General features: G+C 62.2%; 12 protein-coding genes. 9 read left to right on the top strand and 3 right to left on the bottom strand.

Annotated features, from left to right (window positions below; all coding sequences use genetic code 11):
- Positions 1–61: 61 nt before the first annotated feature.
- From CAG02_RS16370 to rpmE, 3 genes are all read right to left on the bottom strand, one after another.
- Complete coding sequence (locus CAG02_RS16370; RefSeq protein ID WP_085711053.1) at positions 62–1,330, bottom strand: malic enzyme-like NAD(P)-binding protein; 1,269 nt, start codon at positions 1,328–1,330, stop codon at positions 62–64.
- Between the two features lie 184 nt (positions 1,331–1,514).
- Entirely contained in the window at positions 1,515–2,297 is a 783-nt protein-coding gene (locus tag CAG02_RS16365) for a thermonuclease family protein (RefSeq protein ID WP_085711052.1), read from the bottom strand.
- A gap of 41 nt (positions 2,298–2,338) precedes the next feature.
- Positions 2,339–2,557 carry a 50S ribosomal protein L31 gene (gene rpmE, locus CAG02_RS16360; protein WP_007952398.1) on the bottom strand — a complete coding sequence of 73 codons (219 nt, stop codon included), beginning with the start codon at positions 2,555–2,557 and terminating at the stop codon, positions 2,339–2,341.
- Positions 2,558–2,724: 167 nt separating this feature from the next.
- On the opposite strand from rpmE, the gene CAG02_RS16355 reads away from it, so the two are divergent.
- The 9 genes from CAG02_RS16355 to phaC (CAG02_RS16315) all read left to right on the top strand — a co-directional run bounded on the left by CAG02_RS16355 (position 2,725) and on the right by phaC (CAG02_RS16315) (position 14,922).
- Positions 2,725–4,944: a primosomal protein N' gene (locus CAG02_RS16355; protein WP_085711051.1), complete on the top strand. Its 2,220-nt coding sequence runs from the start codon at positions 2,725–2,727 to the stop codon at positions 4,942–4,944.
- A gap of 212 nt (positions 4,945–5,156) precedes the next feature.
- Complete coding sequence (argS, locus tag CAG02_RS16350) at positions 5,157–6,893, top strand: arginine--tRNA ligase (RefSeq protein WP_085711292.1); 1,737 nt, start codon at positions 5,157–5,159, stop codon at positions 6,891–6,893.
- Position 6,894: 1 nt separating this feature from the next.
- Complete coding sequence (locus tag CAG02_RS16345) at positions 6,895–7,611, top strand: SPOR domain-containing protein (protein ID WP_085711050.1); 717 nt, start codon at positions 6,895–6,897, stop codon at positions 7,609–7,611.
- Positions 7,612–7,766: 155 nt separating this feature from the next.
- On the top strand, positions 7,767–8,297 hold the full coding sequence (gene hslV / locus CAG02_RS16340) for an ATP-dependent protease subunit HslV (RefSeq protein ID WP_007968352.1): 531 nt from the start codon (positions 7,767–7,769) through the stop codon (positions 8,295–8,297).
- Positions 8,298–8,351: 54 nt separating this feature from the next.
- The gene (gene hslU / locus CAG02_RS16335; protein WP_085711049.1) at positions 8,352–9,689 is read left to right on the top strand and encodes an ATP-dependent protease ATPase subunit HslU; all 1,338 of its coding nucleotides are present in this window, start codon (positions 8,352–8,354) and stop codon (positions 9,687–9,689) included.
- A gap of 76 nt (positions 9,690–9,765) precedes the next feature.
- Positions 9,766–10,143 (top strand): gamma-butyrobetaine hydroxylase-like domain-containing protein, encoded by a 378-nt coding sequence (locus CAG02_RS16330; protein ID WP_085711048.1) that lies wholly within the window; start codon positions 9,766–9,768, stop codon positions 10,141–10,143.
- Positions 10,144–10,400: 257 nt separating this feature from the next.
- Positions 10,401–12,080 (top strand): class II poly(R)-hydroxyalkanoic acid synthase, encoded by a 1,680-nt coding sequence (gene phaC, locus CAG02_RS16325; protein WP_085711047.1) that lies wholly within the window; start codon positions 10,401–10,403, stop codon positions 12,078–12,080.
- Between the two features lie 154 nt (positions 12,081–12,234).
- Entirely contained in the window at positions 12,235–13,089 is an 855-nt protein-coding gene (gene phaZ, locus CAG02_RS16320) for a poly(3-hydroxyalkanoate) depolymerase (RefSeq protein WP_065259455.1), read from the top strand.
- A gap of 150 nt (positions 13,090–13,239) precedes the next feature.
- Complete coding sequence (gene phaC / locus CAG02_RS16315) at positions 13,240–14,922, top strand: class II poly(R)-hydroxyalkanoic acid synthase (protein ID WP_085711046.1); 1,683 nt, start codon at positions 13,240–13,242, stop codon at positions 14,920–14,922.
- Positions 14,923–14,932 lie beyond the last annotated feature (10 nt).

Raw genomic sequence — 14,932 nt, 5'->3', positions numbered from 1 at the left:
CAGGCACAAAAAAGCCCCGACTCTCACGAGCCGGGGCTTTCGCTTGAAGCGTTACAACGGCTTAGCCGTTGAACACGTCATCCACGCTTTTCAGCGGGTAGTTCTTCGGATACGGCAGGGTCGCTACGCCGGTCTCGATCGCAGCCTTGGCCACGGCGTCGGAGATCACGGTGATCAGGCGCTTGTCCATTGGCTTCGGAATGATGTACTCACGACCGAATTCCAGGGAGATACCGCCGTAGGCGTCGCAGACTTCCTGAGGAACCGGCAGCTTGGCCAGTTCACGCAGGGCGTTAGCGGCAGCGATCTTCATTTCTTCGTTGATGCGCTTGGCGCGAACGTCCAGGGCACCGCGGAAGATGAACGGGAAGCCCAGCACGTTGTTGACCTGGTTCGGGTAGTCCGAACGGCCGGTGGCCATGATCACGTCGTTGCGGGTGGCGTGAGCCAGTTCCGGGGAGATTTCCGGATCCGGGTTGGAGCAGGCGAAGACGATCGGGTTGGCCGCCATGCGCTTGAGTTGCTCGGCGCTCAGCAGGTTCGGGCCCGACAGGCCGACGAATACGTCAGCGCCTTCGATGGCGTCGTCCAGGGTGCGCTTCTCGGTCGCGTGGGCGAACACAGCCTTGTACTGGTTCAGGTCGTCACGGCCAGCATGGATCACGCCGGTACGGTCGATCATGAAGATGTTCTCGACCTTGGCGCCCATGCTCACCAGCAGTTTCATGCAGGAGATGGCGGCAGCGCCGGCGCCCAGGCAGACGATCTTGGCTTCGCCGAGGGTTTTGCCAGCGATTTCCAGGGCGTTGATCATGCCCGCAGCGGTCACGATCGCGGTGCCGTGCTGGTCATCGTGGAATACCGGAATGTCGCACTGCTCGATCAGAGCGCGCTCGATCTCAAAGCACTCAGGTGCCTTGATGTCTTCCAGGTTGATGCCACCGAAGGTGATGGAAATGCGTTTTACGGTGTCGATGAAGGCTTGCGGGCTTTCGGAGTCGACTTCGATGTCGAAGACGTCGATGCCGGCGAAGCGCTTGAACAGCACGCCTTTACCTTCCATCACTGGCTTGGAAGCCAGTGGGCCGAGGTTACCCAGGCCCAGAATCGCGGTGCCATCGGAAATGACTGCAACCAGGTTGCCCTTGCCGGTGTACTTGTAGGCCAGTTCAGGATCGCGGGCGATCTCGCGCACTGGTTCAGCTACGCCGGGGCTGTAGGCCAGCGACAGGTCGCGGGCGGTAGCAGTGGCCTTGGTGAGCTCGACACTCAGCTTTCCTGGACGAGGATTGGCGTGATATTCGAGAGCGGCAGTTTTCAGATCAGACATTTTGGCATTCCGCTTTTTACTGTTGGACAGACTGGTCAGCGAGGATACGCGCCTCGCAAAGTCCCCACAAGACTGCCCGGTCACCCCTGTCAAGCGCCCTGCCCTACGACTTTGGGCCAAGAGCCACGGCGCACAAGGGTTAGACTGTTCACAATCGACAGAAAAAATGTCTACAACTTTTTCTTCAGCGGGACGATTGCAACATCGAAGGGTCGGTCAGCGGCAACAGCCAGCGAGCCTGACCGGGTTTCAATCCGCCCCGTCGTGAACGGTCGACCACCCAGCCCCGGGCCTCGATCTGCCTGCCCTTCAGCGTTTGCAGGGAACTGCCAGCGAAGTGCTCCAGCAGATTGGGTGCAACGCGCAGTACAAGCTTGTCCTGCAACTCGATCCAGATTCCGCCACGATTGCGCTGAACCTTGCTCACACGACCACTGACGATGGCGAAACCCGAGCGTTCGATCTGCTCCGCTTTCAGTACAGGCGAACGCTTCCACAGGCCAAGCCCGGCCTGCCGCGCGCTGCGTTCGGCAGCTTGCTGACAATCGACAAGATCGACATTCGGCGCCACCGCGACCTGGAATCCAAGGCCATCGGCGAGCATTTGCGCTTCGAGACTGGCGCCGCTGACGCTGTAGAGATGGGCGAGCGTACGCCCGTAATGGTCTTTTGCTTGCGCACCGAGGCGCAAACCGACCCGACCGCCACTGTCGGCCACCAAGGCTTCCAGGCGTTTGCGCGCCGCCACGGCAAACGGTTCGTCGCTGCGCCCCTGCTTGCCCAGCTCAGGCGTGTTGAGGCCGATCAGGCGTACGCTGCGGCCGTCACTCAGGCGCACCGTGTCGCCATCGACAACCCGCTGCACCACCACGCTCGACAGCCCCGAGGGCTTCGGGCAGAACGCCTGGGCGCCGGACAGCCAAATCGCGGACACAAAAAAGGCGCCCACAAGGGACGCCTTTTTCATCAGACCGGAAAAGCCGCTGAGGTTTTCCAGAATGAGGGGCCTTAGGCCTTCTTCGCGCCGAAAGCACCGAAACGGTCGGCGAACTTCTGAACGCGACCACCGGTGTCCAGAGTCTTCTGCTTACCGGTGTAGAACGGGTGGCACTCGTTGCAAACGTCGATCGCCAGGGCTTTGCCGAAGGTCGAACGGGTTTCGAACTTGTTGCCGCAGCTGCAAGTTACTGCAACTTCTGGGTAATTCGGGTGGATATCGGCTTTCATGGTGTTTTCCTCAGCTGGCGTGCCGCCATCCAACACGATTGTTGAATACCGCACGTAATTAGGCCGCGGATTCTACCAGACAATGTCAATCGCGCAAGCTGTCCCTTAGACCGACCGTCTGCTAGGCTCCCGCCCTTCTTCACCGCCCCGCCTATGAGAACCCACGCGTGCCCGACGCCATTCTGCGCCTCGCCCTGCCTTCGCCCCTGCGCCGCCTGTTCGACTATCGGGCCCCGGCCGGCGTGCTGCGTGCGCAGTTGCAACCGGGCATGCGCCTGCGGGTGCCGTTCGGGCGGCGGGAGATGATCGGGATTCTGGTGGAAGTCACTGACACCAGCGAAGTACCGGTGGAGAAGCTCAAACCGGCGCTCGCGCTGCTCGACGCCACCCCACCGCTGCCGCCGGCACTGTTCAAGCTGTGCCTGTGGACCGCCCAGTATTACCAGCACAGCCTCGGCGACACCTTGAGCTGGGCGTTGCCGGTGCTGCTGCGTCAGGGTGAACTGGCCGAGGCGCGCCAGGAACGTTTCTGGTCCGCCGCCCCCGGTGCCAGCCTCGATGACCCGCGCATCGCCCGCGCCCCGCGCCAGCGAGAAGCCCTGGCAACGCTGGCCCAGCATCCTCATGGCGTCGCCCATCAGTTACTGAGCAAACTGATGCTGAGCAAGGACAGCCTCGATCTGCTGCTGGCCAAGGATCTGGTGCAGGTCGAAGTGCGCCGCCATGCCCCCGGCGCGCGCCACGAACACTGGCTGGCCCAGCCGGAGTTGCCGCTCAACAGCGAGCAACGCGCCGCGTACGAGGCGATTCGCGCCGGTTTCGACAGTTATCACGCGTTCCTGCTGGCCGGGGTCACCGGCAGCGGCAAGACCGAAGTCTATTTGCAGTTGATCCGCGAAACCCTCGAGGCCGGCAAGCAGGCACTGGTACTGATCCCGGAGATCAACCTCGGCCCGCAGACCCTGGCGCGCTTCGAACAACGCTTCAACGCACGCATCGCCCTGCTGCACTCGGCGGTCAATGACCGCGATCGCCTCGATGCCTGGCTCGCTGCCCGTGATGGCGAGGCCGACATTATTATCGGCACCCGCTCGGCGCTGTTCACCCCGATGAAAAATCCGGGGCTGATCATCATCGACGAAGAACACGACGGCTCCTATAAACAGCAGGAAGGCCTGCGCTACCACGCACGGGATCTGGCGCTGGTGCGGGCACGGCAGGAAAACATCCCGATCGTGCTCGGCTCCGCGACGCCTTCGCTGGAAAGTCTGCACAACGCCTACACCGGCCGGTATGGACTCCTGCGCCTGAACGAACGGGCCGGCGGCGCCAAACAGCCACGTTTCCTGCGTCTGGATGTGAAAAGCCGTCCACTGGACAGCGGCATTTCCGGACCGATGCAGCAAGCCATCGGCCAGACCCTCGCCGCCGGCCAGCAGGTACTGGTGTTCCTCAACCGTCGGGGATTTGCCCCGACCCTGCTGTGCCACGATTGCGGCTGGATGTCCGAGTGCCAGCGCTGCGATGCGCGGATGACCGTGCATCAGCGCTACGGCGAGCTGCGCTGCCACCACTGTGGTTACGTCGAGCGCGTGCCGCGCCAGTGCCCGAAGTGCAACAAGGTCGATCTGCGGCCGGTGGGCGCCGGCACCGAACGGGCCGAGGAACGGCTGGCGATTCTGTTCCCGGATTACCCGGTACTGCGCGTCGATCGCGACAGCACGTCGCGCAAAGATGCGATGAACCAGTTGTTCGCCACCATTCAGAAAGGCCAGCCGTGCATTCTGGTCGGCACCCAGATGCTGGCCAAGGGTCACCACTTTCCCCGGGTCACCCTGGTGTCGATCCTTGATGCCGACGGCGGGCTGTTCTCCGGTGACTTCCGCGCCAGCGAGCGCATGGCGCAACTGATCGTGCAGGTTGCCGGGCGCGCCGGGCGTGCGGAGGAGCCGGGCAAGGTGATCATCCAGACCCACCTGGCCGACCATCCTTTATTGGTGCAACTGACCGAGCAGGGTTACTTCGCCTTCGCCGAACAGGCCCTCAGCGAACGCCGCGCCGCCGGCCTGCCGCCATTCGCCCATCTGGCGCTGCTGCGCGCCGAAGCGCACAAGCCGGGGCAGGCCGAAGGTTTTCTCGATGAAGCCTGCAGCGAGGCCGAACGTTTGCTGGCCGAACAGAACCTGAGCGGCATCGAACTGCTGGGGCCGGTGCCGGCACCGATGGAACGCCGGGCCGGACGCTTCCGCGCGCAACTGCTGTTGCAGGCCACGGCCCGGGCGCCGCTGCACCGGTTGCTGGCGAGCTGGCTGCTGGTGCTGGAGCAGATGCCGAGCGGCCGGGCGGTGCGCTGGTCGCTGGATGTCGACCCTGTCGATTTGTATTGATTGATCGATTGCTATCGCTGGCAAGCCAGCTCCCACAGGGGAATTGCGCCGTTCTTGTGGGAGCAGGCTTGCCAGCGATGGCTGACGAATTGTCACCACACATCCACATCCTGCCTGCTAAGGTTGGCAAGCCCGTCTTCGCAACGGATAATGCCCAGTTTTTCCACCCGCGCATCGATGCGCCGCCGCGCTTGCGGTCGAAAGAGAAGACCATGAAAGACACCATTCGCCAGCTGATCCAACAAGCCCTCACCCAACTCGTCAACGAAGGTGTGTTGCCTGAAGGCCTGACGCCGGCGATCCAGGTGGAAAACGCCCGGGACAAGACCCACGGCGATTTCGCCAGCAACATCGCCATGATGCTGGCCAAGCCTGCGGGCATGAAGCCGCGCGACCTGGCAGAAAAAATCATCGCCGCCCTGCCGGCTGACGAGAACGTCACCAAGGCCGAAATCGCCGGCCCAGGCTTCATCAATTTCTTCCAGAACACCCAGGCGCTGGCCTCGCGCCTCGACGCGGCACTGGCCGACGCTCACGTTGGCGTACGCAAGGCCGGCCCGGCGCAACGCACCGTGGTCGACCTGTCGGCGCCGAACCTGGCCAAAGAGATGCACGTCGGCCACCTGCGCTCGACCATCATCGGCGACGGTGTGGCCCGGGTGCTCGAATTCCTCGGCGATACCGTAATCCGTCAGAACCACGTCGGCGACTGGGGTACCCAGTTCGGCATGCTGATGGCGTACCTGCAGGAAAACCCGATCACCAGCGACGAACTGTCGGACCTGGAAAACTTCTACCGCGCCGCCAAGCAGCGCTTCGACGAATCCCCGGAGTTCGCCGACCGCGCCCGTGGCCTGGTGGTCAAGCTGCAGGCCGGCGATGCCGAATGCCTGGCGCTGTGGACCAAGTTCAAGGACATCTCGCTGTCCCACTGCCAGAAGATCTACGAACTGCTCAACGTCAAACTGACCATGGCCGACGTGATGGGCGAAAGCGCCTACAACGACGACCTGATCAACGTGGTCAACGACCTGAAAGCCGCCGGCATGCTGGTCGAAAGCAACGGCGCCCAGTGCGTGTTCCTCGACGAATTCAAGAACGCCGAAGGCGAGCCGCTGCCGGTGATCATCGTCAAGGCTGACGGCGGCTACCTGTATGCCACCACCGACCTGGCCGCCGTGCGCTACCGCAGCGGCAAACTGAAGGCCGACCGTGCGCTGTATTTCGTCGACCAGCGTCAGGCCCTGCACTTCCAGCAAGTGTTCGCCGTGGCGCGCAAGGCCGGTTTCGTGACCCATCCGATGGAAATGGAGCACATGGGCTTCGGCACCATGAACGGCGCCGACGGCCGTCCGTTCAAGACCCGTGACGGCGGCACCGTGAAGCTGATCGATCTGCTGACCGAAGCGCAGGAACGTGCCTACGCATTGGTAAAAGAGAAAAACCCGACACTGGCCGACGACGAACTGCGCAGCATCGCCAAGGTTGTGGGCATCGGCGCGGTGAAGTACGCCGACCTGTCGAAGCACCGCACCAGCGACTACAGCTTCAACTTCGACCAGATGCTCAACCTCGAAGGCAATACCGCGCCGTACCTGCTGTACGCCTACACCCGGGTGGCCGGCGTGTTCCGCAAGCTTGACAAGGATTACAGCGAAGTCGACGGCCAGATCGTCCTCGAAGCGCCGCAGGAGCACGATCTGGCAGCCAAACTGGCGCAGTTCGGCGAAGTGCTGAACAACGTTGCAGAAAAGGGCACGCCACACACCCTGTGCACCTACCTTTACGACGTGGCCGGCCTGTTCTCCAGTTTCTACGAGCACTGCCCGATCCTCGCCGCCGAGACCCCGGCACAAATGCAAAGCCGTCTGCGCCTTGCCGCGCTGACCGGCCGTACCCTCAAGCAAGGCCTGGAACTGCTCGGCCTGGAAACATTGGAGCGCATGTAAGTTGGCTGCCAAGAAAAAACCTGCACCCAAGCGTGGCGCCAGCCGTTACCAAGCTCCTGCGAAGCAACCGATCCCGGGTTGGCTATGGATGGCCATCGGCCTGACGGTCGGTGCGTTCATCGTGTTCCTGATGAAACTGGAGCCGGGCAAGGGCAGCGACACGGTCAAGCGCGAGAAGGTCGAGCAACAGCAACAACAGAAAGCCACCAAGATCGCCGAGGCCAACAAGACCCCGCCGAGCCCGACGCAACCGGTGAAGCCGAAGTACGACTTCTACACCCTGCTGCCGGAATCGGAAGTGATCGTGCCGCCTGACGCCGTGCCGGAGAAAACCCTGCCGACGCCACAAGTGCCAGCGATCCCGACCACGCCGGTGACCCCGGCGGAAGCGGCGAAGATCGACACCGCGCGCGCCCAGGCTGCACTGGCCGGGATCACCCCGCCGCCAGCGCCGCCGGTGACCAAGGCTGCGCCGGTGACCAAGTTCTTCCTGCAGGCCGGCTCGTTCCGCAAGCAGACAGATGCCGACAAGGTCCGCGCGCAGATCATTCTGCTCGGCCAGGCGGTCGCGGTGGAGTCAGGGACGGTAAAGGATGAAACCTGGTACCGCGTACTGGTCGGCCCGTTCAGCAACCGCGAACAACTGACCACCGCCCAGAAACAACTGGCGGGCGCCGGTTTCAGCAACCTGTTGTTACAACAACGCCAGAGCCGCTGATTCCCCCTGAATGATCCTTCCCGCGCGCTGCGTGGGGAGGATCAGCGCAACACCACCGCTCGTCCCCTCTCCCTCCCCGCAGTTGAAATCCTCTCCACCACCCCCATATGAATGGGCATAAGGCATTTTCGCCCCGCAGTGTGGAGACTCTTCCCTTGACCACCATCGTTTCAGTCCGCCGCCACGGCAAAGTCGTCATGGGCGGCGACGGCCAGGTTTCTCTCGGCAACACCGTGATGAAAGGCAACGCGAAGAAAGTTCGTCGCCTGTACCACGGTCAGGTCATCGCCGGTTTCGCCGGTGCCACCGCCGACGCCTTTACCCTGTTCGAACGTTTCGAAGGCCAGCTCGAGAAACATCAGGGCCACCTGATCCGCGCCGCCGTCGAACTCGCCAAAGAATGGCGCACCGACCGCTCCCTGAGCCGCCTCGAAGCGATGCTCGCGGTCGCCAACAAGGACGCCTCCCTGATCATCACCGGCAACGGTGACGTGGTCGAACCCGAAGACGGCCTGATCGCCATGGGTTCCGGTGGCGCCTATGCGCAAGCCGCCGCCAGCGCCCTGCTGAAGAAGACCGACCTGTCGGCCCGCGAAATCGTCGAGACCGCTCTCGGGATCGCCGGCGACATCTGTGTATTCACCAACCACACCCAGACCATTGAGGAGCAGGATCTCGCTGAATAAGCCTGACGCGGCCCTGTGCCACGGCTTGTTTCTGCTTGAGGACCGTCAATTATTATGTCCATGACTCCCCGCGAAATCGTCCACGAACTCAACCGCCATATCATCGGCCAGGACGATGCCAAGCGCGCCGTCGCGATTGCCCTGCGCAACCGCTGGCGCCGCATGCAGCTGCCTGAAGAGCTGCGCGTTGAAGTGACCCCGAAGAACATCCTGATGATCGGCCCGACCGGTGTCGGTAAAACCGAAATCGCCCGTCGCCTGGCCAAACTGGCCAACGCGCCGTTCATCAAGGTCGAAGCGACCAAGTTCACCGAAGTCGGCTACGTCGGCCGTGACGTCGAATCGATCATCCGTGATCTGGCCGATGCCGCGATCAAGATGCTGCGCGAGCAGGAAATGACCCGCGTGCGCCACCGCGCCGAAGACGCTGCCGAGGATCGTATCCTCGACGCGCTGCTGCCGCCGGCACGCATGGGCTTCGGCAACGAAGACGCGCCGACCCAGGATTCCAACACTCGTCAGCTGTTCCGCAAGCGCCTGCGCGAAGGTCAGCTGGACGACAAGGAAATCGAGATCGAAGTCGCCGAAATGGCCGGCATCGAGATCGCCACGCCTCCGGGCATGGAAGAGATGACCAACCAGCTGCAGTCCCTGTTCGCCAACATGGGCAAGGGCAAGAAGAAGGCCCGCAAGCTCAAGGTCAAGGAAGCGCTGAAGCTGGTGCGCGATGAAGAAGCCGGTCGCCTGGTCAACGAAGAAGAGTTGAAGGCCAAGGCCCTGGAAGCGGTCGAGCAGCACGGCATCGTGTTCATCGACGAAATCGACAAGGTCGCCAAGCGCGGCAATGTCGGCGGCGCCGATGTCTCCCGCGAAGGCGTACAGCGCGACCTGCTGCCGCTGATCGAAGGCTGCACCGTCAACACCAAGCTGGGCATGGTCAAGACCGACCACATCCTGTTCATCGCCTCCGGTGCGTTCCACCTGAGCAAGCCGAGCGATCTGGTGCCGGAGCTGCAAGGCCGTCTGCCGATCCGCGTCGAACTCAAGGCCCTGAGCCCGGAAGACTTCGAGCGCATCCTCAGCGAACCGCACGCCTCGCTCACCGAGCAGTACTGCGCACTGCTGAAGACCGAAGGCCTGAACATCCAGTTCCAGCCTGAAGGCATCAAGCGTCTGGCGGAGATCGCCTGGCAGGTCAACGAGAAGACCGAGAACATTGGTGCCCGTCGCCTGCACACGCTGCTCGAGCGTCTGCTGGAAGAGGTGTCGTTCAGTGCCGGCGATCTGGCCAGCGCCCACGACGACAAGGCGATCCTGATCGACGCCGAGTACGTCAACAGCCACCTGGGTGAATTGGCGCAGAACGAAGATCTGTCCCGTTATATCCTGTAAGCCATACTTACAGTGGTCGTGAAACTGTGGGAGCCATCGGCTCCCACAATTTTTTCCACCTGACGGAACGCCGGCGATGACCCAACTCCCCACCGACATCAAACTGCACAAAGCCTCGAAAACCCTGTCGCTCAAATACGCGTCCGGCGAGGAATACACCCTGCCCGCCGAATTCCTGCGCGTGCATTCCCCTTCCGCCGAGGTCCAGGGCCACGGCAAACCGATCCTGCAATTCGGCAAGCTGCACGTCGGCCTGACCAAGGTAGAACCGGCCGGTCAGTACGCACTGAAACTGACCTTCGACGACGGTCACGACAGCGGCCTGTTCACCTGGGATTACCTCTATGAACTGGGGCGACGTTATGACGCACTCTGGGCGGATTATCTGGCCGAGCTCAAAGCCGCCGGCAAAACCCGCGACCCGGACGAGTCCGTCGTCAAGCTGATGCTCTAGTCCGCACCTCGGACTGTTTAGAGGGCATTTTCTAAATTCATCTGTTTGAATGCTCCGCTAAAGCGGCCCGGGATCGGCTGCTTGCGAAAAAAATTAAACTCGGGTAACCAATGGAGCTGGCAAGTTCCCTGCAGTGCTCTACGACTGTAAAGCAGCTATGCAGAATCAACGGTCACCCGAGCAGTAGTACCTGGCATTGGCTGTGGAACTGCACAGCAGAAACCGGGTACTCGTCTCAGGACAATGGAGCGTCGTAGATGAGTAACAAGAATAACGATGATTTGAAGTACCAAGCCTCGGAAAACACCCTGGGGCTGAATCCTGTCGTTGGGCTTCGCGGAAAGGATCTGCTGGCCTCTGCTCGAATGGTGCTGACCCAGGCCATCAAACAACCGATCCATAGCGTCAAACACGTCACTCATTTCGGCATCGAACTGAAGAACGTGCTGTTCGGCAAATCAGAACTGCAACCGGCAGGCGATGACCGTCGCTTTGTCGACCCGGCGTGGAGTCAGAACCCGCTGTACAAACGTTACCTGCAAACCTATCTGGCGTGGCGCAAGGAACTCCATGCCTGGATCGACGACAGCAGCCTCTCGCCCAAGGACATCGCGCGCGGCCACTTCGTGATCAACCTGATGACCGAAGCCATGGCGCCGACCAACACCGCGGCCAACCCGGCGGCGGTCAAACGCTTCTTCGAAACCGGCGGCAAGAGCCTGCTCGACGGCCTCTCGCATCTGGCCAAGGATCTGGTGCACAACGGCGGCATGCCGAGCCAGGTCAACATGGGCGCCTTCGAGGTCGGCAAGACCCTGGGCGTGAGCGAGGGCGCGGTGGTGTTTCGCAACGACGTGCTGGAGCTGATCCAGTACAAGCCGATCACCGAGCAAGTCCACGAGCGTCCGCTGCTGGTGGTGCCGCCGCAAATCAACAAGTTCTACGTATTCGACTTGAGCCCGGACAAGAGCCTGGCGCGTTTCTGCCTGCGCAACAATGTGCAGACCTTTATCGTCAGCTGGCGCAACCCGACCAAGGAACAGCGCGAGTGGGGCCTCTCGACCTACATCGAAGCCCTGAAGGAAGCGGTCGACGTGGTCACCGCGATCACCGGCAGCAAGGACGTCAACATGCTGGGCGCCTGCTCCGGCGGTATCACCTGCACCGCCCTGCTCGGCCACTACGCCGCCACCGGGGAAAACAAGGTCAATGCCCTGACCCTGCTGGTCAGCGTGCTCGACACCACCCTGGACAGTGACGTCGCCCTGTTCGTCGACGAGCAGACCCTGGAGATGGCCAAGCGTCATTCGTATCAGGCCGGCGTGCTCGAAGGCAAAGACATGGCCAAGGTCTTCGCCTGGATGCGCCCCAACGATCTGATCTGGAACTACTGGGTCAACAACTACCTGCTGGGCAACGAGCCGCCGGTGTTCGACATCCTGTTCTGGAACAACGACACCACCCGGTTGCCGGCTGCGTTCCACGGCGACCTGATCGAGATGTTCAAAAACAACCCACTGACCCGCCCCGATGCACTGGAAGTGTGCGGCACGCCGATCGACCTCAAGAAAGTCACGGCCGACATCTTCTCGCTGGCCGGCACCAACGACCACATCACCCCGTGGAAGTCCTGCTACAAGTCGGCGCAGCTGTTTGGCGGCAAGGTGGAATTCGTGCTGTCCAGCAGCGGGCATATCCAGAGCATTCTGAACCCGCCGGGCAACCCGAAATCGCGCTACATGACCAGCGACGAAATGACCGCCAATGCCGATGACTGGCAGGAAAACTCGACCAAGCACGCCGACTCCTGGTGGCTGCACTGGCAGGCCTGGCAGGCGGCGCGTTCGGGCGAACTGAAAAAGGCGCCGACAAAGCTGGGCAACAAAGCGTTCCCGGCAGGCGAAGCCTCGCCGGGCACATACGTACACGAGCGGTAACTGACGCACCTCACTCCCCTGTGGGAGCGGGCTTGCTCGCGAAAGCGGTTGATCAGCCAACATCAATGGCGACTGACACGACGCCTTCGCGAGCAAGCCCGCTCCCACAAGGGGTACGAGGTGATATTGAGATTGACCCACAGGGCCCTGAAGCATGCCGCAACCGTTCATCTTCCGTACCGTCGAGCTGGATGGCCAGACCCTCCGGACCGCCGTACGCCCCGGCAAGCCTCACTTGACGCCCTTGCTGATTTTCAACGGCATCGGCGCCAACCTGGAGCTGGTGTTTCCTTTTGTCGCGGCGCTGGATCCGGACCTGGAAGTGATCGCTTTCGACGTGCCCGGTGTCGGTGGTTCTTCGACGCCGAGCCGGCCGTATCGCTTTCCGGGGCTGGCGAAGCTGACGGCACGGATGCTCGATTACCTCGACTACGGCCAGGTCAATGTGATCGGCGTGTCCTGGGGTGGCGCGCTGGCGCAGCAGTTTGCCCATGACTATCCCGAGCGCTGCAAGAAGCTGGTACTGGCCGCCACGGCGGCAGGCGCGGTGATGGTGCCGGGCAAGCCGAAGGTGCTGTGGATGATGGCCAGTCCGCGCCGCTACATCCAGCCGTCCCATGTGATCCGCATTGCCCCGATGATCTACGGCGGCTCGTTCCGTCGCGACCCGACGCTCGCTGCCAGCCATGCGGCCAAGGTGCGTTCGGCGGGCAAGCTCGGCTACTACTGGCAACTGTTCGCGGGTCTTGGCTGGACCAGCATTCACTGGCTGCACAAGATCCACCAGCCAACCCTGGTGCTGGCCGGTGACGACGATCCGCTGATCCCGCTGATCAACATGCGTCTGCTCGCCTGGCGCATCCCCAACGCGCAATTGCACATCATCGATGACGGGCATCTGTTCCTCATCACCCGGGCCGAAGCCGTGGCGCCGATCATCATGAAATTTCTCCAGGAGGAACGTCTTCGCGCAGTGATGCACCCCCACCCGACACCGCTGGGCGGATAACCGGCCCGGTCCGGTTTTCTGGACAGCTCCTTGCAGAGCTTTTCCAACACGCGTGGCAGGACGCCGCGCAGGCAACAAGCCGCAACAGCGTCTATGGTGTTCTGGTTCGGTGTGTTTGTTTTTGACCTGAAGACGAAGGAGTGTTGAGTCATGCGCGACAAACCCGCGACGGGCGTAGTGCCCAGTCCCGCCGTTTTCATCAATGCACAAAGTGCAATGACCGGCCTGCGAGGCCGCGACCTGATTTCGACGTTGCGCAGCGTAGCCGCCCATGGTCTGCGCAACCCCATTCACAGCGCGAAGCACGCGTTGAAACTCGGTGGCGCGCTCGGACGCGTGCTGCTCGGTGAAACCCTGCATCCGACCAACCCCAATGACAGCCGGTTCGCCGATCCGGCCTGGAGCCTCAACCCGTTTTACCGTCGGGGCCTGCAGGCCTATCTGAGCTGGCAGAAGCAGGTGAAGAGCTGGATCGACGAAAGCAGCATGAGCGACGACGATCGCGCCCGTGCGCACTTCGCTTTTTCCCTGATCAACGACGCCGTGGCGCCCTCCAACACGTTGCTCAATCCACTGGCGATCAAGGAGCTGTTCAACTCCGGCGGCCACAGTCTGGTGCGCGGGCTGAGCCATCTGTTCGATGACCTGCTGCACAACGACGGCCTGCCGCGTCAGGTGACCAAACAGGCTTTCGAAGTCGGCAAGACTGTCGCCACCACCACCGGTTCGGTGGTGTTTCGCAACGAGCTGCTCGAGCTGATCCAGTACAAGCCGATGAGCGAAAAGCAGTATTCGAAACCGCTGCTGGTGGTGCCGCCGCAAATCAACAAGTACTACATTTTCGACCTGAGCCCGAGCAACAGCTTCGTCCAGTACGCCCTGAAGAACAGCTTGCAGACCTTCATGATCAGTTGGCGCAACCCGGACGTGCGTCATCGCGAATGGGGCCTGTCGACCTACGTCGAGGCCGTGGAAGAAGCGATGAACATCTGCCGGGCGATCACCGGCGCCCGCGAAGTCAACCTGATGGGCGCCTGCGCCGGCGGGCTGACCATCGCTGCGTTGCAGGGGCACTTGCAGGCCAAGCGGCAGTTGCGGCGGGTCTCCAGCGCGACCTATCTGGTGAGCCTGCTCGACAGTCAGATCGACTCCCCGGCGACGCTTTTCGCCGATGAACAGACTCTCGAAGCAGCCAAGCGCCGCTCCTATCAGAAAGGCGTGCTGGACGGTCGCGACATGGCCAGGGTGTTCGCCTGGATGCGCCCCAACGATCTGATCTGGAGCTACTTCGTCAACAACTACCTGTTGGGCAAGGAGCCGCCGGCGTTCGACATCCTCTACTGGAACAACGACAGCACCCGCCTGCCCGCCGCGTTTCATGGCGACCTGCTGGACTTCTTCAAGCACAACCCGTTGATTCATTCGGGCGGCCTGGAAGTCTGCGGCACACCGATCGACCTGCAGAAAGTCACGGTCGACAGTTTCAGCGTGGCCGGCATGAACGACCACATCACGCCCTGGGACGCGGTGTATCGCTCGACCCTGCTGCTGGGGGGCGAGCGGCGCTTCGTGCTGTCCAACAGCGGCCACGTCCAGAGCATTCTCAACCCGCCGAGCAACCCCAAGGCCAACTACGTCGAAAACGGCAAGCTGAGCAGCGACCCGCGCGCTTGGTACTACGACGCGAAAAAAGTCGACGGCAGCTGGTGGCCGCAGTGGCTGGAATGGGTCCAGCAGCGCTCCGGCACCCTGCGCGAAACCCAGATGGCCCTTGGCAACGCGAACTATCCACCGATGGAGGCGGCGCCCGGCACTTACGTGCGCGTGCGCTGACCGGCCCCAA

The sequence above is a fragment of the Pseudomonas sp. R43(2017) genome (genome assembly GCF_002112345.1).
In the GTDB taxonomy this organism is placed as follows: Bacteria; Pseudomonadota; Gammaproteobacteria; order Pseudomonadales; family Pseudomonadaceae; genus Aquipseudomonas; species Aquipseudomonas kribbensis.
This window is presented reverse-complemented; position numbering and strand designations above follow the sequence as displayed.